General features: G+C 59.2%; 20 protein-coding genes. 9 read left to right on the forward strand and 11 right to left on the reverse strand.

The window, feature by feature from the left end; all coding sequences use genetic code 11:
• Positions 1 to 424: 424 nt before the first annotated feature.
• The 10 genes from VEB01_RS17555 to VEB01_RS17600 all read right to left on the reverse strand — a co-directional run bounded on the left by VEB01_RS17555 (position 425) and on the right by VEB01_RS17600 (position 14,933).
• Positions 425 to 1,321 carry an LpxL/LpxP family acyltransferase gene (locus VEB01_RS17555; RefSeq protein WP_324877692.1) on the reverse strand — a complete coding sequence of 299 codons (897 nt, stop codon included), beginning with the start codon at positions 1,319 to 1,321 and terminating at the stop codon, positions 425 to 427.
• On the reverse strand, positions 1,318 to 1,620 hold the full coding sequence (locus VEB01_RS17560) for a 3-hydroxyacyl-ACP dehydratase FabZ family protein (protein ID WP_324877694.1): 303 nt from the start codon (positions 1,618 to 1,620) through the stop codon (positions 1,318 to 1,320). The genes VEB01_RS17555 and VEB01_RS17560 overlap by 4 nt, the downstream gene beginning before the upstream one ends.
• A 35-nt stretch (positions 1,621 to 1,655) precedes the next feature.
• A complete protein-coding gene (locus VEB01_RS17565; RefSeq protein WP_324877696.1) occupies positions 1,656 to 2,294 on the reverse strand; it encodes a COG4648 family protein in 639 nt (212 codons plus the stop codon).
• Positions 2,295 to 2,297: 3 nt separating this feature from the next.
• Positions 2,298 to 2,567: a phosphopantetheine-binding protein gene (locus VEB01_RS17570; RefSeq protein WP_324877699.1), complete on the reverse strand. Its 270-nt coding sequence runs from the start codon at positions 2,565 to 2,567 to the stop codon at positions 2,298 to 2,300.
• A 53-nt stretch (positions 2,568 to 2,620) separates the two neighbouring features.
• Positions 2,621 to 3,694, reverse strand: coding sequence for a chorismate transformation FkbO/Hyg5 family protein (locus tag VEB01_RS17575; protein ID WP_324877701.1), 1,074 nt, complete (start codon positions 3,692 to 3,694; stop codon positions 2,621 to 2,623).
• Between the two features lie 23 nt (positions 3,695 to 3,717).
• A complete protein-coding gene (locus VEB01_RS17580) occupies positions 3,718 to 4,998 on the reverse strand; it encodes an NAD(P)/FAD-dependent oxidoreductase (protein WP_324877703.1) in 1,281 nt (426 codons plus the stop codon).
• A gap of 423 nt (positions 4,999 to 5,421) precedes the next feature.
• Complete coding sequence (locus tag VEB01_RS17585) at positions 5,422 to 6,630, reverse strand: cyclopropane-fatty-acyl-phospholipid synthase family protein (RefSeq protein ID WP_324877705.1); 1,209 nt, start codon at positions 6,628 to 6,630, stop codon at positions 5,422 to 5,424.
• Between the two features lie 340 nt (positions 6,631 to 6,970).
• The gene (locus tag VEB01_RS17590; protein ID WP_324877707.1) at positions 6,971 to 10,324 is read right to left on the reverse strand and encodes a transglutaminase family protein; all 3,354 of its coding nucleotides are present in this window, start codon (positions 10,322 to 10,324) and stop codon (positions 6,971 to 6,973) included.
• Positions 10,321 to 13,668: a transglutaminase family protein gene (locus VEB01_RS17595; RefSeq protein WP_324877709.1), complete on the reverse strand. Its 3,348-nt coding sequence runs from the start codon at positions 13,666 to 13,668 to the stop codon at positions 10,321 to 10,323. Before VEB01_RS17595 ends, VEB01_RS17590 begins: the two co-directional genes overlap by 4 nt.
• Positions 13,669 to 14,111: 443 nt before the next feature.
• The gene (locus VEB01_RS17600) at positions 14,112 to 14,933 is read right to left on the reverse strand and encodes a proteasome-type protease (protein WP_324877711.1); all 822 of its coding nucleotides are present in this window, start codon (positions 14,931 to 14,933) and stop codon (positions 14,112 to 14,114) included.
• Positions 14,934 to 15,227: 294 nt separating this feature from the next.
• Here VEB01_RS17600 and VEB01_RS17605 point away from each other — a divergent pair, with 294 nt between their 5' ends.
• The 9 genes from VEB01_RS17605 to VEB01_RS17645 all read left to right on the forward strand — a co-directional run bounded on the left by VEB01_RS17605 (position 15,228) and on the right by VEB01_RS17645 (position 23,715).
• A complete protein-coding gene (locus tag VEB01_RS17605) occupies positions 15,228 to 16,691 on the forward strand; it encodes a circularly permuted type 2 ATP-grasp protein (RefSeq protein ID WP_324877713.1) in 1,464 nt (487 codons plus the stop codon).
• The gene (locus VEB01_RS17610) at positions 16,676 to 17,653 is read left to right on the forward strand and encodes an alpha-E domain-containing protein (RefSeq protein WP_324877714.1); all 978 of its coding nucleotides are present in this window, start codon (positions 16,676 to 16,678) and stop codon (positions 17,651 to 17,653) included. Before VEB01_RS17605 ends, VEB01_RS17610 begins: the two co-directional genes overlap by 16 nt.
• A 15-nt stretch (positions 17,654 to 17,668) precedes the next feature.
• On the forward strand, positions 17,669 to 18,901 hold the full coding sequence (locus tag VEB01_RS17615) for a hypothetical protein (RefSeq protein ID WP_324877716.1): 1,233 nt from the start codon (positions 17,669 to 17,671) through the stop codon (positions 18,899 to 18,901).
• Positions 18,902 to 19,113: 212 nt separating this feature from the next.
• Complete coding sequence (locus VEB01_RS17620) at positions 19,114 to 19,620, forward strand: YchJ family protein (protein ID WP_324877717.1); 507 nt, start codon at positions 19,114 to 19,116, stop codon at positions 19,618 to 19,620.
• A 428-nt stretch (positions 19,621 to 20,048) separates the two neighbouring features.
• Complete coding sequence (locus VEB01_RS17625; RefSeq protein WP_324877719.1) at positions 20,049 to 20,990, forward strand: DUF6748 domain-containing protein; 942 nt, start codon at positions 20,049 to 20,051, stop codon at positions 20,988 to 20,990.
• A gap of 219 nt (positions 20,991 to 21,209) precedes the next feature.
• Positions 21,210 to 21,344 carry a hypothetical protein gene (locus VEB01_RS17630; RefSeq protein ID WP_324877721.1) on the forward strand — a complete coding sequence of 45 codons (135 nt, stop codon included), beginning with the start codon at positions 21,210 to 21,212 and terminating at the stop codon, positions 21,342 to 21,344.
• 72 nt (positions 21,345 to 21,416) lie between these two features.
• Positions 21,417 to 21,641, forward strand: coding sequence for an AbrB/MazE/SpoVT family DNA-binding domain-containing protein (locus VEB01_RS17635; RefSeq protein WP_324877723.1), 225 nt, complete (start codon positions 21,417 to 21,419; stop codon positions 21,639 to 21,641).
• Positions 21,638 to 22,054 (forward strand): putative toxin-antitoxin system toxin component, PIN family, encoded by a 417-nt coding sequence (locus VEB01_RS17640; protein WP_324877725.1) that lies wholly within the window; start codon positions 21,638 to 21,640, stop codon positions 22,052 to 22,054. The genes VEB01_RS17635 and VEB01_RS17640 overlap by 4 nt, the downstream gene beginning before the upstream one ends.
• A gap of 455 nt (positions 22,055 to 22,509) precedes the next feature.
• A complete protein-coding gene (locus VEB01_RS17645) occupies positions 22,510 to 23,715 on the forward strand; it encodes a zinc-dependent alcohol dehydrogenase (protein WP_324877727.1) in 1,206 nt (401 codons plus the stop codon).
• Positions 23,716 to 23,855: 140 nt separating this feature from the next.
• Here the strand turns inward: VEB01_RS17645 and VEB01_RS17650 are convergent, their stop codons facing one another.
• Positions 23,856 to 24,809, reverse strand: a complete 954-nt coding sequence (locus VEB01_RS17650; protein WP_324877728.1) for a response regulator transcription factor — start codon at positions 24,807 to 24,809, stop codon at positions 23,856 to 23,858.

Below are 24,809 nucleotides of genomic sequence, written 5' to 3' on the forward strand. Positions count from 1 at the left end.
CATTGTGGAGCCAGGTCCCGACCCCTGGTTGGGTCGGGACCGGTCGAACGCAGGAAGGTCGCGATTAAAGCGACGTTTGCGATTGGGACGGCCGGGGCGCCGAAGGCAATACCCGTCGCCACAATTTGCTCCTTTTGGAGACTGGGATGTCCCAAAAGGTTTCGTAAAAAATGGCGACGCAATCGTCAGGTCCTTCGACGGGCTCAGGACGAGCGGTAAGATGTTGATTCCATTCGTGGTGAGCTTGTCGAATGTTCTCCTGAGCCCAGACGAAGGGCATGAACGGAACCAACTTGTTCAGAGTTTCCTTAATGTTTCCGGTATTCGGCGACGTTAACCAAGACGGATGCCCGAACAAGGCTCGCCAAAAATCCGGATCATTTCAATATGTGCAGCGCCGGGGGTACGTCTCGCTCGTCCGCGCTTACCCGCTCTTGTCCCAAAAATCATAAAAATTGAACCAATTGTAAGGCGCCTGGCGGCAGTAATGCTCCAGCCGATCGGCGTAACGCTGCATGAACTGATGGATCTTTTCGTCCCGGTCTTTCCGGGAGCACTCTATGCGATCGGCCAGCAGCTCGAAATGCACGTCATAATCGGCGCCGCCTTTGTGGAGACAGAAAAACAAAATCACCGGGACCTTGAACAAATTCGCCAGCAACACGGGCGCCGCAGGGAACCATGCCTCTTCGCCGAGAAACCGGCACAGGACGCGCTTTTCGCCGTGCACGCTGCGGTCGCCGAGCAGGGCGACCACGCCGCCCTTGGCAATGTGCTCGTCGAGCCCCAAAAGGGCATTGGCGGTGCCTACCGGAATGATGTCCTTGAACAGGTCCGGGTTCAGCGTCCTGAAAATGGCGTTGATCTTGGGTGAATTCTCTCCGTAGACCAGCGCTTTGACGGCGAGCCCTTTGTGCCGAAGTCCGAGCCCACGGAGGATTTCGAAACTACCGACATGGGCGCCGACCAAGAGGAAGCCTTGCTTTTCCGATCCTAGCCGCTCCAGTAACTCAAATCCGTGCATCCGGATTTGAAAGAAGTCGTCGCGTTCGGCGAACACGAATACCCGGTCGAGCAGGGCTTCGGCAAACGTGTGATAGTGGCGAAACAGTTCCCGACCCGTCGGCGCTCTGCCGAAGATGCGCGTGAGATAGGCGGCGGAGGCCTGGCGCGACCGGTCGGCGAAAATCAAAAAGTAAGCGGTGATGGGATAGAGCAGGGCGCGTGCGATCGGCCGCCCCAGTCGCAAGGCGATCCAAACGATCGTCCGCAGCCAGAAGCCGGTGCTGCGCTCCTTTTGGTTAATCCAACTGCGGCTCATGACGCGATAACGGCGAATAGCAGAAGCCCATGGGCGATGCGCCGATCGCCCGAGAAGCAGTCGAATTTCACCGAGCCTTCGCCGTTTTCGTCGAATCGCACCCGGCACGGTTCACCCGGACGGAGAACCGAAAGGAATTTTGCGGCGGGAATGCCGGCGAGGCGGGTGCCTGGGTGGGCTGTCAACCAGAGGTGGGCGATCTCGTCCAGGATCATCACGCCGGGGACCACCGGATTACCCGGAAAATGGCCGGGCAGGGCAGGATGGTCCGGTTTAACGGTGAAGCGCGCCTCCATCATCGTGTGTCGTTCCGGTTCGCCCCGCGGGATTCCGGTTATTTCTTGGTCGCGGCAATCACGCCCGAACGGGCAATGATCGCGATCAAGTGGATGATGGACGGATGGCTGTGATGCCGGTAGCGGATGCGCCGGTAGATGTACTCGGTCACGAAGAATGCGGCGACGAAAAGATAGTTCAAGGTGTTGGTGAATAGGAGAAAGGTTTTCACCGGAGCGAATAGAGCGAGCAGCACCGATTCCAGGATCAGCAGGCAAAAAAAGATGGCCCAGGCGCAGGTGAGATTGCGGGTGTAAATCCGCAAGTCATCGGGCAGCACGCCCCGCTCAAGCCGCGCGAGCCGGGTAATCAGCGGCTCCTGTCCCGGAGCGAGCGTCGTCAGGAAAAGGCTCGCGAGTATCAAACCGATACCGATGGGTGAAAAGTAGATCAGAGCGTCCGGCCGAAGATAAAAGACCGCCAAGCAGAGGCCGAGCCCCGCAGCAATCGGCCAAAGACGGCTGATCGCTTTCGCCCGACCGCCCCTTGATAAGCGTGCTGCGATCAAGATGGCCGTCAGAAGCAGAAAGTCGACAAGGCCGAGCCAAACCGGCGGTATGTCCAAGCGAATGGCGGCATAGGACAAAACGGGAAACAGCGCCGCCAGGCATAAAGTGAAAGCCTGTCTGATTCCCATGCCTTATTTCGCGCGCCGCTTTTCGATGGTGTCGGTCAGCGCCCGGAGCGAAGAGAAAATGTTGGTGACGTCCGGATCGTCCGATTTAATCTGAAATCCGTACTTTTTGGAGATGACCAGCGAAAGTTCGAGCAGGTCGATGGAATCCAGCCCCAATCCTTCCCGGTACAACGGCTTTTCCGGTTCGATGTGTTCCGGAATGGCTTCGAGGTTCAACGATTCGACGATCATCCGTGCCACGTCGAGTTCCATCGGGGTAAGTTGCGAGGTCATAAGCTATTTATATTCGACAGTTAGATTATTAAAGCTGAAAGGCTTCGTCCGGATCACGAACGAGACAGGCGAATGACGCCTTCGATCTCCAGCAAAAGGTCTCGACGGCAAATATCGCCTTCGAGAAAAATAACCGGGCATGACGGATGTAAGGTTTCCGCAAGGAGTTTCTTGGCGATGCCGAAATGTTCGCGATGGCGCAGGTAAACCTTCAGCATACAGTCCGCGCCCAATTCGTTGAGCTTTATTCGGGGTCGACCCAGTTCGTTCAGTACGGCTTGAATGTTGACCAACGTTTCCCGCAATTGCCCGCACGCATCGTCGAGGTGCAGAGTCTCGTGTCCGACGATGCTCGCGGTGCCCGACAGATAAAGCTGCCGTTCGCTACCGAATTCGGTCAGCGTGGCGCGCGAAAATGACGGACTGCGCGGCCCGTATTGTAACGGGTAACGATAGGCACTCACCTGGCGCGGATTCTCGACCTGCCGTCCGGGAGTGCGGGAGGCGAGAAAATAAACCCGGAGCCCATCCGAGGCGGTGCCGATCGCGCTGGCAGCGGGCAAATCGCGGTCGAACACGTAATTGGCTTCGGCAAAAGCTTGGTGCCGGCCCAGGCAAAACTGCTGGTAATGCTCCAATCCCATGTGTTCGCCATTGATCTGCGGAAGATAGTTCCACATCCGGATAATATGCGAATATCCCGAGGAGCGGACCAGATCCAGTATCCGGCGGTACGCCCGATACGTCAGGGCTTCCGTGGAATCCTCCTCTTGCTCGTAGATGCTTAGGCTGCCGAACAGGATTTCCCCGTTAAAGGCGTAGCGGATGCCCTGATGTTCACCATAAGTCACCGGCCATGGGCTAAGCCACACCTCGCAGAGTTTTTGTTCATCGAGATTGTCCATGGGCAGCATTAGAACCGGATACGGTGCGTCTGCCGCGGGTTCGGGTGAATCGCCGAAACCGATCACGCCGAGCAAGGACGTTCGGCCCGTGTTTGTCAGTCCGCCCAAGGCTTCGGCGGGAAGCAGGCTGAGGTAGACGGGTAGATCAAGTTGAGTGGATCGTTGCTGTAAAACATGCGGGCTCGTGACGGAGGAGCCTCTTCGTATCGGCGCAATCATCATCGGCAGTGTATCAAAGACGGACTCTAGGCGATTATGTTTCGCCGCCTGCGCTTATGGGCCGCGTAGTTGTTGAAGGGGTCTAACAGGTTATTCAAATAATAAATGATCTTGAAAACCAGCAGCTTGGATGCGATCGGGGTGTTTCGGAAGAGATCCCCGGCGAGCAGCGAGATGACCCCCTCCTTGACCCGGAGCCTGTTTTGGGGGTGGATGATCAAGTCCCGCATGGCCGGTGTGGTGATTCGATAAATGAACCAGGAAAGAGTTTTCAGCCCGCTGCGCACCGATTTTTCGTACTGCTTGAAACGTTGTTCGGAGGTCTCGGGCTCGCGCAGGAAGCCATCCACGGTTTCCGCGCCCGACACCGCGCCATACAGGGCGAGATGTACGCCGCTGGAAAACACCGGATCGATAAAGGTGAATGCATCGCCGACCAGCAAGTAATTCTTGCCGCTCATCCGCGTCGAACGATACGAGTAATTGCCGGTCGCGGTTACGGGCGACACCAGCCGGGCGTTTTCCAGCCGGGCTTGCACCTGAGGGCATAGAGCAATGGTGTCGAAGAAGAACTGTTCGACCGGCGTCCGGCGGCCTTTCAGATAATAAGGCCAGCAGACGGCGCCCACGCTCATTACGTCTCCCTTGAGCGGGATCATCCAAAACCAGCCGTGATCGAACCAGTAAATGCTGATATTGCCTTCTTCCCGGCCGCTTCTTCGCTCGGCTCCCTCGAAATGGCCGAAAATCGCCGCACTGCTGTGTTTTCTGTTGCGTTCCTTGGTGCCGAGCTGATCGGCCAGAAAGGTGTCGCGGCCCGAGGCATCGACCAGGAAGCGCGGTTGCCAAACATGCTCCGCGCCGTGTTCGTCGATGGCCCTGACCCGATCCACCCGATCGTCGTGGAGTTCCACCGAAGTCACCCGGCAGCCTTCGTGAACGTCCGCGCCCTTGGCAGCCGCATTCTTTAAAAGGATATGATCGAACTCCGAGCGCTTGACCTCGAAGGCATAGGGGTAGGATTTGTCCAGCGCCTCGCCGAACTGGAAGTCGGAGCACTTGCCGTGATACATGGAATTGAATTCGGCGGCATATTTGCGGAGGCCGATTTTCTCGATCTCATCCAAGACGCCCAGCCGTTCCAAATAGGGGATGCTCAGCGGCAGCAGCGATTCACCGATGTGAAACCGCGGATGTCGGTCTTTTTCGACGAGCACTACGCGCCAGTCTTTTTCCGCCAGCAGTGCCGCAATCGACGACCCTGCAGGTCCTCCCCCGATGACCAGCACATCGCATGATTTGCTCATATGAGAATTTTTGAAGTTATTAAGATCAGCCCCCGAAGGGAGATAAGGATAATCGGCAAGATTCGTGCTGCCAAGCTAGAGCGTTCTTCATCACGGCTTAGCGGCGTGAATTGGGACGCCTCTCGCACACCCAAAAGGTAGGCCGGAATAAGCGTCAGCGTTTCCGGCATTCCGGCTGTTCGCCGGGAACGGCTGACGCCTTATCCCGGCCTACCATCCGTGATCGGAGCAGTCGTAGGCCGGAATAAGCGCAGCGTTTCCGGCAACTTCCTGCCGATTGGTCGACGATGCTCGGGGGCGCTACACTAAACCGGAAAATGCTCTAAGGTTGCGGAGGACAGGGGATGAGCGGAACCGCCTTCAGTATTCCGCCCCTGCGAGCTGATCTTCGTCGATCATGTCCGCTCTCAAGAGCACCTTGTTTCAATGATCCGTCACAAGGTAGTCACGGGTGATCGGCACAGATCCATGCTGTTTCGCCAACTGGAGCTGAAAAACCGCCATGTCTCCCCAGAGGAAAGAGCCTTCGGATACGGCCAAATAAAGCTCCCACATGCGGGCGAAGCGTTCCCCCATCCGTTCCACCACCTCGCCCCGATGGTTTTGAAACCGCCGAAACCATTCTCGAAGGGTATACGCATAATGCAGCCTCAGCACCTCGAGATCGGTCAGCATCAGGCCGGAGCGCTGCATGGCCGGTGACAGGTCCGAAAGCAGGGGGATATAACCGCCCGGAAAAATGTGGCGCTTTATCCATGGATTGGTAGGGCCATCCTTGTTGGTGGCGCCAATGGTATGGAGCAGTGCGATGCCGTCGCGTTTCAGCAGTCGCTCCATTTGCCGGAAGAAATCCGGATAGTGACGGATTCCGACGTGTTCGAACATCCCGACACTAACGATCCGGTCATAGTCTCCGACGTGTTTCCGGTAATCTTGGAGGTGGAAGCGGACCCTATCTTGAAGTCCCAGACGCTCGGCTTCGGCTTGGGCTACTCGGAGCTGTTCTTTGGAGAGCGTCAAACCGGTCACTTGGACGTCAGCCTGTCGGGCGAGATAAACGGCCAACCCGCCCCAGCCGCTACCGATATCGAGGACGTGCATACCGGGCTGCAGCCGAAGTTTTCGGGCGATGAGCCGGCACTTGGCAAGTTGAGCCTCTTCGAGGCTTTGCTCCGGTTGTTCGAAATAAGCGCAGGAATAAAAAAGGCGTTTGTCCAAGAACCGTCGGAATAACCATTCGTCGAGGTCGTAATGATGGTTTACATTCCGATAACTGCGGGCGATTGCATTACCTGTCCGAACGATGCGATGCAGCCATCGGCGGATATGCGTGTACGGTGCTGGCATAGGTCCGGAGAGATTCCGCATCATCACCTCCACAAATGTCGGCAGCGCGTTAGGCAAGCCCGCGTCCCAGCCGCCTTCCAGATAGGTTTCGCCGATTTGAAGTTCCGGGTCCAAAAGGAGGCGGCGGAGGATTGCTGCATCGTGGATATTCCAGTGCGCCTCCGGCTGTCCGTCTCCGAAGCGGCGGTTTGGGCTGCCTGAAACATGGAGATGAAGGGACCCTTCCCGAATATGTCGGGCCAGCAGCCCGGTTAGGTTCCGATGCAAAATTCTTCCCTGTGCCACCGGTTTTTAACTCCTTGTTTGTCGCCGTATCTAAAGCCTATCCGAATGGCCCCGCTGGTTGGCGGGCAATCTCGCCAATGGTGAAAAGACGAATGTGGCCGCTTGGCCACAACATGTTTGACCGGATTGAAATCCGAGTAATCCGTACAGCGTAATAGTCCCGCTCATCTCGAATGGCACGTTTCCTATAGCGAAGTCACCGAACGCTACGTTCACCGTTGTGAAGACGTTCCCGAGGCGGTCGAACGAGGTGGGGCGCAAGCGACGCAGAACTCCATCAGGAATGTAGGCGGGAATACGCGTCAGCGTATCCGGCGTTTAAACCGTGATGAAAAACGCTCTAACCGATGACTGTGAGATCCAAGAGATATGCATGACGCGAATTGAATATCTCGCCTGGCACTTCCATTCGTTTTAACCGGGAGCCGGTATTCAGGAAGCGACCTCCGAAACTCCAGGGGGGCGGCGTTTCGGGGTAAGGACGCTGAAACTGATGTCCGCCTGTACGTTCCGGTTCTGTGATCATTACCGGGACGGCGGCAAGACCCAAAGGTTCCGAGGGTTCCGGCAAGTACGTGCATCCGCCCAATACCCGACCGGTCCAGGTATCGACGAGATCGAATACGAGCGATGCAATCGGAGAGACGGTCGGATGAAGCGAGGCGACAGGGTTCCGCGTCTTATAGCGTACGCCGGCCACATAACGGCCCTTAATCTTTGTAGGCCGCAAAGGCACCTGTCTGCCGTTGCAGATCAGCACGTGCCGGGAGGGTGTCAGTCCCGAGACTTCTACTTGTACCCGTTCATTGGCGGTGTCCACGAAGCGCGAGATCCCCGCGGAAGTCACTTCTTCGGCAAGCACCGGCCAAGGCTCGTGGGCCATGCGCAGCTCTATGGTTACGTCATCCAGCCGAACCTGTCCCAACGCGGGGAAACGCAGGTTCAGGAACGGCTCGAACCATTCGGCCTGAAACGGATACCCGGCTCGATTGAGGTCCCGGAGAACGTCTTCCAGATCCTCCCAGAGCAGCCGCGGCAACATGAATCGGTCATGCAGCTCCGTTTCCCAGTCGATCAGCCGGGATTCGACCGGGTGCTCCGCGACAAACGCCACCAAGCCCCTCGCCAGCAAGAGCTGGGCGGCGGCGAGTTTCGGATCGGGGGCCGTTTCGAAAGAGCGGATCGTGATTCGCCCCAGTCGCTGACTGGCCCTATCGGGTGCATATAGCTGGTCCATGCGAATCTCCGCGCGCCTCATATCCCCGGCCGGATCGGCGAGCAGATGGCGCAAGGCACGGTCGGGAATCCACGGGAAAAGAGTTTCGCCCTGCGGCATGCGGGAGAGCGCGATGCCGAGCTCGTACAAGGCATCGTCGCGTCCCTCGTCGGGTCTCGGCGAGGCGCTGGACGGCCCGATCGGTCGGCCTGCAAAGAAATAGGACAGGGCCGGGTGCTGCTGCCAGTAAGCGATGAGGGAATGCAGCAAGGCCGGGTGGCGGAGGAAAGGACTTGATGAGGGCTGCTCTCCGCCCAGAATCAAATCGGAGCGTCCGCCGGGCGGCGCACGCCGCCCGTTTGCCGCAATCCGCTCGCCGGACAATCCCGCATTCGCAGCCTCTCGGTAGGCTACCGCCGAAAAGTGCAGCGCCTGATCCCAGGTTTCCGCCATCGGCAGCACCACCTTGAGTACGCCGGCATCGGGTTCCAGGGCGAGGCGCCGCAGGCGGTAATCCTCGGGCGGCTCGTAGCCTTCCAGCATCACCGGCATGCCCACGATAAAGGCCGTGGCTTCGATGGCGGCGAGCAAATCGAGATAATGCTCGAGATGCGTCAAGGGCGGCAGGAACACGTAAAGCCGTCCGTTTCGAGCCTGTATGCACAGTGCCGTGCGTGGCGCACCGCTCCTCATCGGGGATTCGGAGTCGGCGTTTTCCACTGCTGTTGGGCCGGTCGTAAACGCGGTCAGGCGCGAGCTGAGTTCGCCGTAGATGGCGGGGAGCAAGGGCCGCTCCTCGAAGTGACAGCGTTCGGGATTCAGGGCTGCTGCGCTCTCCTCGCCGATGGGCAGGCTATCGAGGGGCAGCCGGTAGCCCATGGACGATTCGCCCGGCGAGAGGTATAGCGCACCTCTTCGAAACCGCCACCTACCGCTGGCCCAGCTCTCGGAGAGAAAATTCCAGCGTAGCGGCAGGACGTAACCCACGGGCTCTCGCCGGGTTTCAGACAGGCTTGCCGCGAGTTCGCGCCGGCGGATCGGATCGCGCAGCGCTTCGGCCGGCGGAGCGTATTCCATTTGAGCGCGGTTCAGCCAAAGTTCGTACAGTTGGTCCTCGTGGGCCGACACCAGAAAACGCGATGACACGCCTAATTTACTCGCCAGGACTTGGCCGAAATATTCGGCGTCCACCGAGCCGAACTCGCCGCTTCGGGCTAGCTGGCCAAGCGACGATGGGTTCCGCCAGATCGGATGTCCGTCGGCTCGGAAGAAACAATTGAGTCGCCAGCGGGGCAGGGCTTCTCCCGCAAACCATTCGCCTTGGCCCTCGTGCACGATCCCCCCGCTTCCCAGGCCGTGCCACAAACGGGATAAGAAATCCTCTGCAACCGTCCGCTTATGAGTCCCCAGGGCTGCGGTGGACCATTCCGGAGCGCTGGCGTCGGTTGCGGAAACGAAACTCAGGGTGATTCCGCTTGAGAGGCCGATATCGGCTGACTTCAACGCCGCATCGATCTGTTGCCCGACCGCCTGAAGGTCGGCCCACTGGGTCTCCGAGTACGGCGAAGGATTTGGCGCCGGAACGAGGCGCCGCACGCGGACCTGTTCGCTGCACTGCTCTTCGCAGGCTTCGCAATAACCGATCAACGGCAGGGTTCTTAGCGCGTCGGGAGCCGAGGCAAGCGGTATGTAGCCTTCGTGGGTGAACAATCCGGTAGCGGGATCCAGTCCGATCCAGCCGGCGCCCGGCAGGTAGATTTCGCTCCAGGCGTGGAGGCCGGCCGTGTCGGGAAAAACTTCCGCTGCTGACAGGTGAGTATCGCCCCAGGCATGCATCCCGGCCGGTTCGGGCGCCAGGTGGATGCGGTAGCCGGACGTGAATCTGGCTGCCAGTCCCAGATGCCGGAGGCTCAAAGTGAAAAGCCAGGCGGCCTCCCAGGCCGATGCGGCGCCGCATTGCAACACCGCTTCCGAATCCACCGCGCCCGGTCGCAGTTCGCCCGTGACCGGCAAGTGTTCCTGAACGGAGCGAGTGAATTCGTCCAAGGTGTCGACGATGTAACCGGAAGGTCGATCGAGCGTTCCCAGCCAATCGGCCAATCGCGGCCCGACCCGCCCGAGGCTGAAATAGGGTTTGAGCTCCTTTCGAAGCTGCAGCGGATAGTCGAACGGGTAATTTCCTGCGGCGGGATCGACCAGAAAATCGAAGGGATTGACCGGCACGAGATCGGCGATGAGCTCGACCACGATTTTCAAATCGAACACCGGTTCCGGCAGATCTAGGCGGGCGAGGTGATTTTCGAATGGATCCCGAACCCAGTTGATGAAATGGGGTTGGGCCTGCACCTTCAAGGAATAGGCGCTGATGTTGGCTTGGGTATGCGGCGCGGGGCGCAGCCGCAGCCAATGAGTGGACAGCTGAATTCGATGCGCGAAGCGTTGCTCGATAACGTGGGTAAGAGCGATGCGTGTGCTCATAGCGGGCGGCGCAGATCCAGGGTGCAGGGATAGTCCGGATTCATCGGCTCCGGGGGCGGTTCGTGGACCTGTGTTGCAGAGCCGTGGCCATAATGGGCTTTCAGCTTTTCGGCCCAAACCGGCGGCGGCCTGTCTCCGGCCGTGTGGCCCCAATCCCAGAATCGCGAGATGCGCCGCGACTCCGCTTCGTAAGCATTGACGGGGAAGGTTTCGTAGGAACGGCCGCCGGGATGAGCGATATGGTAGACGCAACCGCCCACGGAGCGTCCGAGCCGCCGGTCGAAGAGGTCGAAGACCAGAGGCGCGTGCACTTCGATGGTGGGATGAAGGCCGAATGCCGCCTTCCAGGCTTTGTACCGGACGCCAGCCACATATTCGCCTTCCGGCCCGGTCGGTTGCAGCGGAATACGGCGTCCGTTGCACGTGACGAGGAACCGCTCCGGATCATACCCGCGGCACTTCACTTGCAACCGTTCGACGGCGGAATCCACCACCCGCGCCTCGCGTTGTGCGCCGGCTTCTTCCCCGAGGACCAGCCAGGGTTCCAGGGCCATGCGCAATTCCAAAACGACGCCCTCGCATTCGACCTGTCCGTAATGGGGGAAGCGGAATTCGAGAAACGGCTCGTACCACGCGGTGCTGAAAGGATAACCAGCCTCGTTGAGTTCGGCGATGACCGAGCGGAAATCCGCCCAGACATAGTGCGGCAGCAGAAACCGGTCGTGCAGAGCCGTACCCCAGCGGACCAGCGGGTGGCGATAAGGGTGCTTCCAGAAGTAAGCGATCAAGGTCCGCAGCAGCAGCATTTGGGCAAGGCTCATGCGCGCGTGGGGCGGCATTTCGAAGCCGCGGAATTCCACCAGACCCTGCCGGCCCGATGCCGTGTCCATCGAGTAAAGCTTGTCGATGCAAAACTCCGAACGATGGGTGTTGCCGGTGAGGTCGGCCAAGAAGCTGCGGAGAGCCCGATCGACCATCCGGGAATCTTGGGTCCGTTCGATCTCGTTAAGGCTCAGCTCCAATTCGTCGAGCAGATGGCCGCCGCGCTCGTCGACTCGCGGCGCCTGCGAAGTCGGACCGATGAAGAGGCCGGAAAAGAGATAAGACAGCGAAGGATGATGTTGCCAATAGGTGATGAGCGAACGCAGCAAGTCGGGGCGGCGCAGGAACGGGCTGTCGTGAACCGTCGCGCCGCCGAGCGTCACATGGTTGCCGCCGCCGGTGCCGGTGTGTCGCCCGTCGAGCATGAATTTCTCCGTTGCGAGCCGGGCCAGTCGGGCCTCTTCGTACAGCGTCACGGTGTTTTCTTCCAGCGCATCCCAAGAAGCCGCGGGATGAATGTTGATCTCGATGACGCCGGGGTCGGGCGTTACCTTGAGACAGCGGAGCTCTGGCGAAGCCGGCGGTTCGTAGCCCTCGACGATGACGGGCAGGTTCAGCTCGGCGGCAGTTTGCTCGATAGCCGCCAGGAGATCGCCGTAATGCTGAAGCTCGTTCACGGGCGGCATGAAGACGTAAAGCCGGCCGGCCCGCGGCTCGAGACAGAGCGCGGTATGGGGAACGCCCACCCATTTTTTGTAGCGTCGCCGGATGATTTCCGGCCGTTCGTCGGCGGCGAGAGGCCGGCGATGTTCGGGCGGCTCCGGCATTCCGTTGAACGTCACCGGTATCGGTTTGGCCGGCTCGGGCGGTTCCGCGAAGCTTTCCTCGCTCTCGATTTCCGCCGTCCAGCCCAATTCCCGGATCGGCAGCCGGAATCCCATGGGCGAACTGCCCGGTATGAGATACATGGCGTTACGACGGAAATTCCAAGGTCCCGAGTGCCAGGCGCCCCGGCTCCAATCCCACGCCAAAGGCAGCGCGTAGCCCACGGTGCGGTCGAGTCCGCGCGCCAGAGCCAGGCTCAGATCGTCGCGATACCGAGGTGCCCATGGGATGGCGATCGGGTTGAAATCGGCCGGCTGGTTGGCTTCGCGCCAGAGATAGTAAATCCAGTCCTCGAATCCGGGCGTGAGATACGCAGCCTCGATTCCAAGCCGCGTGGCCAAGCGTTCGCCGAAATGCCGCGCATCCGTTTCCGTAAAGCCGTAGTCGCGCCGTTCGTCCGCCACCCATGAGCCGTTCCGCCAGAGCGGGACTCCGTCCGCCCGCCAAAAGCAACCCAGCGCCCACCGGGGCAGAGGTTCGCCGGGATACCATTTGCCCTGGCCGTAGTAGAGCAGGCCACCGGGGGCGAAGGCATTTTTCAACTGTTCGAGTAGAGCACCGGCGCGCTCCCGCTTGTGTATGCCCAGCGCCTCGGTGTTCCACTCCGCGCCTTCCATGTCGTCGATGGAGACAAAAGTAGGCTCGCCGCCCATGGTCAAGCGCACATCCAGGGCCGAAAGCTCGGAGTCCACGGCACGCCCGAGCTGCTGAATGTCAGTCCATTGGTCTTCCGTATAGGGTTTCGTCACCCGAGGGTCTTCGTGAATCCGGCGCACCACATTGCTGTATTCGAAATGCACCTCGCATTTATCGGCGTAGCCGGTGACGGGCGCGGCGCTGACCGCGTCCGGCGTGCAGGCCAGCGGGATATGGCCTTCTCCGGCGAACAGCCCGGAGGTGGGATCGAGCCCGATCCAGCCGGCACCGGGAATGTAGACCTCGGCCCAGGCGTGCAAATCGGTGAAATCGTGCTCCGGTCCCGAGGGGCCGTCGAGTGCCTTTTGATCGGCGGTGAGCTGTATCAAATAGCCCGAAACGAAGCGAGCGGCCAATCCCAGGCGACGCAGGATTTGCACCAGCAGCCAGCCGGTGTCGCGGCAGGACCCCGTGCCTTTCTCGAAGGTCTCTTCGCAGCTTTGAATGCCGGGATCGAGCCGGATCGTATAAGCAATGTCCTTTTGCAGTTGCTGATTCAGTTCGACCAAAAAATCGACGATGCGCTGCTTGTTGCGGTTGGCGCCCCCAAGCCACGCCGAAAGACGAGGCCCGTTTTCGGTAATCTCGAAATAGGGTTCGAGTTCGTGCTTCAGAAGGCTGTCGTATTCGAAGGGGTAGTGCTCGGCGTAGTTCTCGACGAAGAAGTCGAAGGGGTTGATGACCGTCATTTCCGCCACCACCCGAACATCGACCTTGAGTTCGTTCACCTTTTCCGGAAACACCACCCTCGCAATACGGTTCCCGAAGGAATCATGCTGCCAATAGATCCGGTGCTCGGACGGACCGATGTCCAGACGGTAATCGTGCACCGGAGTCCGAGTGTGGGGCGCCGGGCGTAAGCGGATCAGGTGCGGGGAAAGCTGAACGGGCCGGTCGTACCGGTAGGTGGTGATGTGTTCGATTTCGACAAGTATCGCCAAGAGTTACTCCACCCGACGGTTACGGATAAAACAGTTCGAAAGCCGGAGTAGCAGTAATGGTGCCAATTTCTCATGGCGAATTATCGGAAAGCCGCGCGACTGTTTTGTTGTGGCAAAGAAGGATAAGAAATGCGCTGTTTCGGCACGGGATTGCCCCGGAAACGGGTGGCGAACGCTTGCTGTGAATTATGCGTTAGCCACTCCCCAGTGAATGTGAAGGAGCCGCCGTGGCGGCGTCTTAGTTTGGAGCGGGTCTCGCCCCGCAGGCGAGTTCCTTTGCGTGCCCAAAGTAACCCAAAGAAAGGGCACCCGGATGGCGCGCTGATCCTGCGCGTCGCCGCCTGGAGCCGCGCCCCTCTGGGCTGATCCGGCTCCAGGCGGCGACGCTCGGGCGCGCCATGACGGGACAATATAGAAAGCCCATACATCAGCCCAGTACTTGACTACTCGTCATCTTCCAGTGAAATGCCCACTTCTTTCCTTAACTCGAGCTGCTTCTTGAGCAGGGCGAGTTTGATTTCGGTCGCCTCGGATTCGAGGTTTTCCCAGGAGAAATGCGGCAGAGTTTCCAAGGCCAGGATCAGTCCCTCGTTCCATTTTTCGGAGAGGTCCCTGGCAAAGGGATCATCGTCGGTGAGGTACAACCGGCGGCCTTCGGTCAAGCTGTCCCGTTCGTAGATCAGCAATTCCACCGGCGGGCCGACAGTGACGTTGCTGCGGACGGTGGAGTTCATGGAAACCAAGGCGCATCGCGCGGCCCGCTCCAAGTCGATATCCCGCTTGATGACGCGGTCCAATATCGGTTTGCCGTACTTGGTCTCGCCGATTTGGAGAAAGGGATGTTCCCCCGATTCGTGAATGTAATTGCCCTGCGGGTAAATCATGAAAGTCTCGGGCGGATTGTTGGCCAACTGGCCGCCGAAGATGAAGGTGGCTTCGAAGCTGGTATTGGCTATATCGCGGCTGGCCTGCTGGCGTTGCAGTTGGGTGCTGATCATGCCCACGTAATCCGCGGCTTCGCTCATGCTGGTCGCGGTCACCAGATTGGGTACGATGGCCTGCTCGATATCCCGGTGCATTTTTTTCACTACGGCTTGGGTAGTGGCGAGATTCCCGGCGGACAGCAAAACAAAAACTCGCTCTCCCGGCCACACGAACGTGTGCATCTTCGAATAGCTGCCGATATTGTCCATTCCCGCATTGGTGCGGGAATCGGAGCAGAAGACCAGGCCACGTTCCACGTTGATAGAAAGGCAATACGTCATGGCGATGATCGGAATGGACTGGGTTTGTTGGTATTCGATGGATTCTAGCGTCAGATGTTTCAGGATGAAATCATTTAGTCATACAGCTGTAGTACTAAAACGGCCGAACGCCACTCCATTATGGTGCGCACCACAACAGCGCGGATCGCGCGCGACTGTTTACCTTATCCCCTTTGTCGGTGCAGTAAGCCATACGGCGAAACCCCTTATTCGCTCGGTGCCGCGCTGTAGTCCTCGCCTGCACCATTGGCACAGAGGATGCTTTGTCGGAAGCGTCAACATTACCGTTTGCTTATGAAAATTTTCCACAACGACTACCGGATCAGCGAAGCCTACGACGAGCTCTTGGAACCGGACGGTCAGCCGCGACCTGCCGCCCAAGCCCTCTTCAATTATCTGAACTCTCTTCAGCCTGGGGAGTTGGAAACCCGCCGGCAGTCGGTGGATGCGGCCATCATGACGATGGGCATCACGTTTACCGTGTACAGCGAGGCCGGGAATATCGACCGGGCTTGGCCCTTCGACATCATTCCCCGCGTCATGGCGAAAAGTGAATGGACGCGGATCGAGGAAGGGCTGAAGCAGCGGCTTACGGCTCTGAATTTGTTCATCAACGATCTTTACAACGAGCAGCGCATCGTCAAAGACGGTGTTTTTCCGCTCGAACTGATTGCCAGTTCACACAATTTCCGGCCGGAGTGCAAAGGCATCACGCCCCGTTTCGGTGTTTGGGCTCACGTGTGCGGTACTGACTTGGTGCGCGACAAGGACGGTACGGTTTACGTGCTGGAGGATAATCTCCGGGTGCCGTCGGGCGTTTCTTATATGTTGGAAAACCGCCAATTGATGAAGCGCCTGTTTCCCGAGATTTTCCAGGCCTGCACCATCCTGCCGGTCGATGACTATCCCACCCAGCTTTATGACACGCTGGCGGCTCTTTCTCCGAGGGACGACGAACGACCGATGGTGGTCGTGCTGACTCCGGGCATTTTCAACTCCGCTTATTTCGAACACAGTTATCTCGCCCAGCAGATGGGCGCCTTTCTGGTGGAAGGATCGGATCTGATGGTGGACACGGACGACCAGGTCTACATGAAAACGGTTTCCGGTCCCCGGCGGGTGGACGTGATCTACCGTCGCATCGACGACGATTTTCTGGATCCGGAAGCTTTTCGTCCCGATTCCTCGCTCGGCGTTCCCGGCATCATGCGCGCCTGGCGGAACGGCAAGGTCGGCATCGCCAACGCTCCCGGCTCGGGGGTCGCGGACGATAAGGTCGTCTATACCTTCGTGCCGAAGATCATCCGCTATTACCTCGATCAGGACCCGATCATTCCCAACGTGCCGAGCTATCTGTGCATGGACGATAAAGAACGGGAGTACGTGCTGGCCAACCTCCACAAGCTGGTGGTCAAGCCGGCGAACGAATCGGGGGGCTACGGCATGATCATCGGGCCGCGGGCCACGGCGGAGGAGCACGCGGCGTTTGCCGATCTGATCCGCGCCAACCCGCGCAATTACATGGCACAGCCGACTTTGAGCATCTCCACCGCGCCGACCCTGGTCGGCGATCACCTGGCGCCTCGGCATTTGGATCTCCGGCCTTTCATCCTGCAGTCCAATCGGCTTTACGCCACGACCGGCGGACTGACGCGGGTAGCCTTGAAGTCGGGATCCCTGGTGGTGAACTCATCCCAGGGCGGCGGCAGCAAAGATACTTGGATCGTCGATACGGAGGACTCATGTTATCCCGCGTAGCCGAGAACTTGTACTGGATGGCCCGTTATCTGGAGCGGTCCGAGAACACCGCGCGCCTCATCAACACCACGACGGAGGTACTGCTGGACTTGCCCAGAGGCGCCTCGTTCGGCTGGGATATCCTGCTCAAGGTGGTGGGCTTGGATAAGCTCTTCGAAGAGCATTATCGAGAGGCGAACGAATCCAACATCATGCGCTTTCTCGTTCTGGACGAGCGCAACCCGAGCGCCATCGTGTCCAGCATCCGCTGCGCCCGCGAGAACAGCCGCACGTTTCGGGAGATCCTCCCCAAGGAATTTTGGGAGCGGGTGAATGGGCTTTATCTTTACATTCAAGGGGTCGCTTCCGGCACGGCTCAGAATCGGGCTCAGCGTTATGAAGTGCTCAACCAGATCGTCGAGCGCAGCCAGTCGCTGGCCGGGTTGTTGATGGGCTGCATGAGCCACGACCTCGCTTATGAATTCATCAGGCTGGGGAGAAATCTCGAACGCGCCGATATGACCACGCGCATCATGGATATCAATTCGGTCGTGTTGCTGCCGCGGCAAGGCGGCGCATTGGAGCCATTGCAGGAGCGGCTGTGGATGAACGTACTCAAGACCCTAAGCGCTTACCAGATGTACCGCCGCCATGTGGACGTGCATGTGCGCGGCCATGCGGTGCTGAGCTATCTGCTGCTCGATTCCCACTTTCCGCGAACGGTTCGCCATTGCCTCTCGGAAATCGAAGGGTGTCTGGCCGCGCTGCCCAACCATACGGACGCCATGAAAGCGACCCGCCGGAGTTGGCGGCGGCTTGCGGGACTACGCTGGGAAGGTCTGACGCCGGCCGTGCTGCACGAGTATCTGGACCAGGTTCAGACCGATTTGGGTGCCATTCACATGGCGGTGTCCCATCAATATTTTTATTTCCATATGCAACAGCAGCAAACCACACCGCCGGCACGAGCGGTCAATGCCTAGGGAGTAGCGACCGCGATGTCTTCTCTGGATTTTCCCCGTTATGGCGACAAGCAGAACTCGCCGTTTTTCGAAGAGTTTTTGGTCCGGCTTCTCGAGCAGCGCGATCGTGTCGGGCTCACCGATCTGATCCGCCGGATCGATGCGTTGATGATCACGGTAGAGCCGGGGCATTCCGTTCCCTACGTGGGCGAACTGTGCCTGATGACGCCGTACCACTATCTGATTACGCTCGAATCCGAGAGCCATTACACCCACGTGCTCCGCATCGACATGAGTGCTCCGGACATTCTGGTGCGCGAGGTCAAGGACCCCAATACCCAAGGCATATTCAGAAGCCTCAACGAGGTCTATCCGATCGGCGCGCACAAACCCAACTCCCGCTACATGGGCGAAGTGTTCCGGGTGACCGATGTGCACGATGTGGTGGAATTGCAGAAGTCCCGCGACGTGCGCTTCTTCAATCAGGATCAGATCCGGAAGCTGGAAATGCCGGGCAACATGGCGATCGTCAAACCGTCGCCCTATACCCACAATATCGTGGGTTATTGGGAGCGGCCGGAACGGGACATCCGCGTTTATGCCCTCGGGTGGAGCACCGTCCGCGACGACGTCCAAGCGGCCTACCTGGAAGCGAAGGAAGCCCGTGCCACGTTGGGACTGGAATCGCTGCTTCTGCCGATCGACCATCTCGCCACCCGGATCTACAGCCAGAATCGGGAGGCGGCGATTCTCGAATGGCTGACGTTGACCAGTTATTACTACTGGGGCTCTTACGACATCGTTTCCCAAAATTCCTCCACCAACGTCACCAAGAGCGTGCATCACGCGAACGAGTTGGAAAGTCCGGCCAAGGTCTTCACCGCCGCGAACCATCCGTATTTCGTCAATCATCTGCTCAAGCTGCCGTCGCCGACCGAGGCTTTCGTACGCAACTACGGCCCGCGGCTGCATCATCTCGCGGTGGCGGTGCGGGACGGAGAGACGGCAGGGAAAGCCAATATCGACTACGTGGTCGATACGCTGCGGGATTGCGGCAAGGACTTTTTGCTAGACGTCATCGGTTCTAAGGAGGAGGGACTCAAGCAAATTTTCTCCAGCGCATCGGAATATTCCTCCTTGATCGTCGAATACGTGCAACGCTTCGGCGATTTCCAAGGGTTCTTCACGAAGGACAACGTGGCCGAGCTGACCCATGCCGCCGGGGTGGAAGAAAGCTTGCGTGCATTGGAGGCGGAGGCCGGTTCATAGCAGGGTATAAATGGGCGGACCTCACGCCCGCCTTGGGGTGCCGATGGGCGGAGACGAAGGCAGCCAATCGTTCCCCGTGTTAGAATCGGTCCTCGATAATTCAAGCCGAAAAGAACTTTGGCGCACCATTGAAAGGCCCGAGCATAGCACTCGTTGAATTTCACCGGTCAGTCAGCGTTCAGCAGATCAACCCGTATTTCTTCCAAAATCCGGTGAACACTCCCACGACTTGCCCCTGTGGCTCCGAAAAATCCTTCGACGCATGCTGCGGCCCTTATCTGGCCGGACAATCGGCTGCGCCCACCGCGGAAGCTCTCATGCGTTCGCGTTTTACGGCCTTCGAGCTGCGCAATGCCGATTATCTTAAAGAGAGCTGGGACCCCGGCAAACGGCCGGCCTCTTTGGATTTTGAAGGCGACACCCGCACCTGGTCCCGCCTTGAGATCGTCGGAACCGTAGGCGGCGGCGAGAGCGACGATCGCGGGGTAGTGGAATTCAAAGCGCAGTTCGAGTTGGGTGACGACACCTATCTGATCCATGAGGTCAGCCGGTTTCACCGGGTGGCGGGGCGATGGGTTTACCTGGACGGAACCATCCATTATCACGGCAAAATCGCCCACAAAGGCGAGATTCTCCGCAATGCGCCTTGCCCCTGTGGCAGCGGCAAGAAATACAAAAAATGCTGCGGCGGCTCGTCGAGTCGTTTGGGGAAGGCGTAGCTCCCGTCGTGTCCGGGCGACGCGGCAGCGCGTTTTTCTCGATCCAGTCGCGGCGAAAATGCCGAGTGCGGCAATTCCATCACCTCACTGAGGGATTTCCCGCCCTTTCCCTATGGGCGTTCTGTCGATTGTTGAAGTTACCGGCGTTTTGAGTGGCACATGAATTGCTCACTAAAATCCTGGCGGCCGGTGAGTGACAGGCAGGACGCCACGAATCGATACCCACTCATCGGACCGCACCAACTCTTATCCGTTTTTCTTTTCCCCCCTCTTTGAGCTGGACTCGGTGTCGCCGGAAATGGCGACACCTTTTCTTTGTCGTTTCTTCATCTTCGCTTTCCCTCGCTGTTTTCAGCAATCCGTGATTTTTCTCCGATGCCTTGTTAGGATCGGTGCGGCAATTGAAACGAACGGAAGGAGGATCAGGAATGATCAAAGAGCTGGCTCTATGGATAATGGTCGTCGGACTTTGGGGGAGCAGTCCGGTCCTCGGGGATGAAGATCGGTACTTCAGGGTTAGTCACCAAGACCTAAGGCAGTGCGTTGCACCATCTTGCAACAAGATTTTCGTGAAGGAAGTCAATAAACCGCGAACACGTTGCGCTGACGGAATTTGGCGCCGGGAGTGTTATGTCGGCGAGATCGATTTTTCCGCAGCGGGCGGCATTCAGCGGCAAAACGAGGAATTCATAAGAGAGTATGTCTCGGGCCGCGGGGTGGTGCGGGGAACTCTCGAGAGGCGTTCGACCGCTTCTTCCGGTGAAGCCAGCGTTCTGGTTGTGCACGAGACGTGGCGGGCCCAGGCACTGGCGTCTCCGGCGGGAGCCCTGTACCGGGTGAGGGATGTCGGCAACCCTTGCCTGACCGTCCCGTGTGAACACATCGAGCAGGAGCGGCTGAATACCCTGAGCAAGGCTCTGATTGCAGACATCGATCTACTCGCATCCGCCGCCGATCCCGCGCGGATCAACGCCGGATATCAAGCCCTCAAGCAGGGGAGCATTCTCGTGGCCGGCAGTCATGAAACCGTTACCGGACCGGCGGGTAAAAGCAAGTCCCTTCTCGCGAGCGAATTTTACCTGATGGAATCCCCCGCACCCGTGGCCGGGCAAGCCTGCGGCGGAACAGGTGGGGCGCAATGTCCGCCCGGGCAATACTGCGAGGTCGAGACTCCCAATGCTTGCGGCTCGACGAGCGCATCGGGAACCTGTCGGGTCGCCCCGGAAATCTGCACGACAGAACACGATCCCGTCTGCGGATGCGACGGCGAAACCTACAGCAATGACTGCGCGCGCCAGCGCGCCCAGGTTCAACTCGATCACGCCGGAGCTTGCGTGGAACCGCCCATGGTGCCGGCTCCCGGGCATTAGGGAGGCTCTGACCAACTGTTACGCCGAAGCGAACAACTTGAGCAACTGTTTGAACTGAAAAGCCTTACCCCAAGCCATGCTGTCGGGCTTTCCGGCCCGGCAGCCTATGGTCGCTCCCGAGCATCAAGAAGATACAAATCCTTGCTTCCCAGCGCCCAGGGCTGACCCAACGATTTGCTCCACCCGCCGTACCGGCTTAGCGAGCTATAGTTCCGCGATTTGGATCGGGAAACGCTGGACAGCGGTCCCCTCAAGCAGGACGGCGGGTTCAAATGGATGGACAAGATTTTCGATGGCAAACTGGACGGCCTGCTGGCGGAGATGAACGAGGCGGTTTGGGAACAGCTGGCTTGACGACCGACAACTTTGATCCCATGATATCGGCAAATCATTATTTCCTTACTTCCTTACATCGGGAAAACTGCCATGCTCGCCAAGATGACCTCCAAAAACCAGATCACCCTGCCGAAAGCCGTGGTGTCCCAGCTTCCCGCCGCCGAGTATTTCGACATCCAGGTCGAGGGCGGAAAGTTAGTGCTCACACCAGTGCGGGTCCAGAAAGCCGATGCCGTGCGGGAAAAGCTGGCCCAACTCGGTATCGATGAAAGTGACATCGCCGACGCCGTTGCCTGGGCGCGAAGACCGGAATGACCCTCCGTGTGGTACTCGATACCAACATTGTTCTGTCCGCCCTGGTATTCCGCGAGGGACGGCTGGCCTGGGTGCGCCATGCTTGGCAGGCGGGAACGATCGTTCCCGTCGTTTGCCGCGAAACCGCCGCCGAATTGCTGCGGGTGCTCGCCTATCCCAAATTCAGGTTGACGGTGGAGGAAAAGGAAGAATTGCTCGCCGACTTTCTGCCGTGGGCGGAAACCGCCAAATTGCCTACGGATCTGCAGGGCGTTCCGACGTGCCGCGACCCTGACGACCGGGTTTTTCTATGCCTTGCTCAAGCGGCGAGCGCCGATTTCCTCGTCACCGGCGACGCCGACCTGTTGGCGCTCAGAGCCGACTTCCAACCGCCCATTCTCACCGCCGACGAACTGAAAGGCCATCTGGCCTGAATACCGACGACTCATGAGCTAAACGACCCGAGACATCGTCCAGAAGCTCTGGAACCTTTGCTGTGAGACATGGAGCGAGTGAGTCGAGTAGTCCCCGGAAGCCCGAGCGCCGAGTGTGTGGCCGAAGGTCGCCGCGGGTAGCGGCGGTCGTAGGCCATACACAAGGCATCACGGCCGGGCGTCGAGTCAATAGTTTCGCAAAAAATGGCGACGCGATCGCTTTTTATGCGGCCACGCTTCAAGCTTTTATATTTCATCTACTGTCCGATCTATGCGAATGGCTCGGTGGCGCAGGTCAGCGGGAACTGCGGCGGAACGCGGGCATCAAAGCAGAAACGAGGGGGGCGAGCATTTCGAGGGGAAAGCCGGCTTTGATGCCCGGGGGAAGAATCCTGATCGGGTGCTGGGATTTAGTGCAGCACCCTGAAACCACCAGGTGAAAACCGGAGGCAGAGATGAAGGGAGTCGTTTTTCACGGAGTCGGCGATATTCGTCTGGAAGAAGTCGCCGAGCCGCACATCGAAGACCCCACAGACGCCATTTTGCGGATCACCGCCAGCGCGATTTGCGGGACTGACCTGCACATGGTGCGCGGCACCTTGGGCGGGCTCAAGCCCGGCACCGTTCTGGGACACGAGGCCGTCGGCATCGTGGAATCGCTCGGACCGAACGTCCGGAATCTCAGAGAAGGCGACCGGGTGGTGGTTCCCTCCACCGTGGCCTGCGGCTACTGTTCCTATTGCCGGGCGGGCTACTATGCCCAATGCGACAATGCCAATCCCGGCGGCCTCCTCGGCGGGACGACCTTCTTCGGAGGTCCCGCGATGGCCGGCGGCCTTAACGGATTGCAGGCGGAAAAGGCGCGGATCCCGTTCGCCAACGTCGGGTTGGTCAAGCTGCCCGACGACGTCACCGACGACGAAGCCATACTGATCTCGGATATCCTGCCGACGGCCTACTTCGGAGCGGAGTTGGCGGAGATCAAACCCGGCGATACGGTAGCCGTGTTCGGCTGCGGACCGGTCGGGCAATTTTCCATCACCTGCGCCAAGCTTCAGGGCGCCGGCCGAGTGCTGGCGGTGGACAACGAACCCTCACGTCTTGAGATGGCACGCAACCAAGGTGCGGAAGTCATCAACTTCGATTCCGAGGATCCCGTCCAGGTGATCCGCGACCTGACCGGCGGGATCGGCGTGGATCGCGCCATCGACGCGGTGGGGGTGGATGCCGAACGTCCCCATCATGGACCGGCTGCTCAAAAGGCCGAAGAGCAAAAAGTCCAGTTCGACCAGGAACTGAGCGAAATTGCGCCGGAAGCGCCCCGGCCGGGGGATCACTGGCATCACGGCGACAGCCCGTCGCTGGTTTTGACCTGGGCCGTCCAGGCTCTGGCCAAGGCCGGGACCTTGTCGATCATAGGGGTTTATCCGCCAGCCCACCGCTTCTTTCCCATCGGCATGGCGATGAACAAGAATCTCACCCTGAAGATGGGCAATTGCAATCATCGCCAATACATCCCCATGCTCATCGACCTTGTCCGCAGCGGGGTTATCGATCCGACGGAGATATTGACCCAGACGGAGCCCTTAACTTCGGTCATCGAGGCTTATCAGGCATTCGACGAGCGCCGCCCCGGCTGGGTAAAAGTCGAATTGGTTTGATCCTCGTATTGGAACTTTAAGGAAACTCTGAACAAGTCGATTCCGTTCATGGTTCGACAAGCTCACCACGAACGGAATCAATACCTTACCGTTCGTCCTGAGCCTGTCGAAGGACTTAATCAGAGCTTCCTTAAAGGCATTTACGCCGCCTCGGCACCGGTACGCATGCTTTGCATGGCGACGGCTACCGCGGCGGCGCGCGTGCCGACACCCAGCTTTTCGAAGATGTGCTCCAGGTGCTTGTTGACCGTTCGGGGACTGCTGCCCAAGATCTCGCCGACGTCGCGATTGGTCTTGCCTCGGGCGATCCACATCAGTATCTCCGCTTCGCGGAAGGTGAGTCCCAGGTCCTCCCGCAAAGACTCCAGATCCCAGTCCCCCGACGATTCTTGCAGCAGCAGCAGGTATTCCGATCCGTCCTGGCAGGGGGTGAGTCTGGCGGTGAACTTCCTGCCGCCGCGACGAAGGGTGAACATCTCGTGTTCCGTTTTTTCACCCGCTGCGATCCGGGCCAGGGCCCAATCCAAAAGCGGTTTGGGTAAAAAGCTGGCCAAGCTTTCGAAATCGAGCACGTTACTCCCCGCGAATGCCGCCAGCCAATGGATGGCCGAGGACGTCAGCCAAACAATCCGTCCCGCGGCATCGACGCTGATCGTCGCGAATCCGCTGCGTTCCAGCGCTTCTTCGGCGCGGAACACCATCCGCGACTGCGCCAAATGAGCTCCCACCCTGGCCAAGACCTCCTCGTGGCGGATCGGCTTCACCAGGTAGTCCACGGCGCCTTCGCTGAAACCCCGGAGCAGGTCGTTCAGTTCGCCGAGCCCGGTCATGAAGATGATCGGAATGGGCCGGGTCGCAGGATTCGCCTTGAGGCGGCGGCACGTCTCAAAGCCATCCATTCCCGGCATGACGGCGTCCAGCAGAATGACGTCGGGATCGGCGTAGCGAAGCTGCTCCAGGGCGGAAACGCCGTCGGTGGCGACCAGCACGCGGTAGCCCGCTTCTTCAAGGGCGTCGGAAAGAAGGGCGAGATTGGCCGGCACATCGTCCACGATCATCACCGTACCTTGGCAGCATTGGTGTTTTGAGCTCAT

It is taken from the genome of Methylocaldum sp. (assembly GCF_035627495.1).
In the GTDB taxonomy this organism is placed as follows: domain Bacteria; phylum Pseudomonadota; class Gammaproteobacteria; order Methylococcales; family Methylococcaceae; genus Methylocaldum.

What these genes read in the sequence shown, in the direction of transcription:
- VEB01_RS17590 (WP_324877707.1), bottom strand. Translation starts at nt 10,324, where the DNA reads ATGAGCACACGCATCGCTCTTACCCACGTTATCGAGCAACGCTTCGCG.
- VEB01_RS17610 (WP_324877714.1), top strand. Translation starts at nt 16,676, where the DNA reads ATGTTATCCCGCGTAGCCGAGAACTTGTACTGGATGGCCCGTTATCTG.
- VEB01_RS17560 (WP_324877694.1), bottom strand. Translation starts at nt 1,620, where the DNA reads ATGATGGAGGCGCGCTTCACCGTTAAACCGGACCATCCTGCCCTGCCC.
- VEB01_RS17580 (WP_324877703.1), bottom strand. Translation starts at nt 4,998, where the DNA reads ATGAGCAAATCATGCGATGTGCTGGTCATCGGGGGAGGACCTGCAGGG.
- VEB01_RS17640 (WP_324877725.1), top strand. Translation starts at nt 21,638, where the DNA reads ATGACCCTCCGTGTGGTACTCGATACCAACATTGTTCTGTCCGCCCTG.
- VEB01_RS17555 (WP_324877692.1), bottom strand. Translation starts at nt 1,321, where the DNA reads ATGAGCCGCAGTTGGATTAACCAAAAGGAGCGCAGCACCGGCTTCTGG.
- VEB01_RS17570 (WP_324877699.1), bottom strand. Translation starts at nt 2,567, where the DNA reads ATGACCTCGCAACTTACCCCGATGGAACTCGACGTGGCACGGATGATC.
- VEB01_RS17600 (WP_324877711.1), bottom strand. Translation starts at nt 14,933, where the DNA reads ATGACGTATTGCCTTTCTATCAACGTGGAACGTGGCCTGGTCTTCTGC.
- VEB01_RS17645 (WP_324877727.1), top strand. Translation starts at nt 22,510, where the DNA reads ATGAAGGGAGTCGTTTTTCACGGAGTCGGCGATATTCGTCTGGAAGAA.
- VEB01_RS17650 (WP_324877728.1), bottom strand. Translation starts at nt 24,809, where the DNA reads ATGAGCTCAAAACACCAATGCTGCCAAGGTACGGTGATGATCGTGGAC.
- VEB01_RS17575 (WP_324877701.1), bottom strand. Translation starts at nt 3,694, where the DNA reads ATGATGATTGCGCCGATACGAAGAGGCTCCTCCGTCACGAGCCCGCAT.
- VEB01_RS17605 (WP_324877713.1), top strand. Translation starts at nt 15,228, where the DNA reads ATGAAAATTTTCCACAACGACTACCGGATCAGCGAAGCCTACGACGAG.
- VEB01_RS17615 (WP_324877716.1), top strand. Translation starts at nt 17,669, where the DNA reads ATGTCTTCTCTGGATTTTCCCCGTTATGGCGACAAGCAGAACTCGCCG.
- VEB01_RS17565 (WP_324877696.1), bottom strand. Translation starts at nt 2,294, where the DNA reads ATGGGAATCAGACAGGCTTTCACTTTATGCCTGGCGGCGCTGTTTCCC.
- VEB01_RS17625 (WP_324877719.1), top strand. Translation starts at nt 20,049, where the DNA reads ATGATCAAAGAGCTGGCTCTATGGATAATGGTCGTCGGACTTTGGGGG.
- VEB01_RS17635 (WP_324877723.1), top strand. Translation starts at nt 21,417, where the DNA reads ATGCTCGCCAAGATGACCTCCAAAAACCAGATCACCCTGCCGAAAGCC.